At 43.4% G+C, this 256-nt stretch carries 1 protein-coding gene; it reads left to right on the forward strand.

Annotated elements, in window-relative coordinates; all coding sequences use genetic code 11:
- Positions 1-11: 11 nt before the first annotated feature.
- On the forward strand, positions 12-256 hold a 245-nt coding region (locus SE27_RS14765; protein ID WP_455550035.1), incomplete at its 3' end, for a cation transporter.

The following is a 256-nucleotide window of genomic DNA, read 5'->3' on the forward strand; positions in this document are numbered from 1 at the left end:
AGAGATCGTATATGAGTACCGAAATGACTGATACGCCACACTACAGTGAAACATTAGAGATTGAGGGGATGACATGTGCTTCTTGTGTAGGCCGTGTGGAAAAAGCTTTAAAATCTGTTGAGGGTGTTGAATCGGCTCATGTAAATCTGGCTACCGAAAAAGCAGTCATTTATGCGCATCAACCACTTGATCGCGCTACTTTAATTAAAGCCGTAGAAAAAGCAGGCTACGAAGTGGAAGCGCTGCAACCAATAGA

Source organism: Acinetobacter harbinensis, from assembly GCF_000816495.1.
Taxonomy (GTDB): Bacteria; Pseudomonadota; Gammaproteobacteria; order Pseudomonadales; family Moraxellaceae; genus Acinetobacter; species Acinetobacter harbinensis.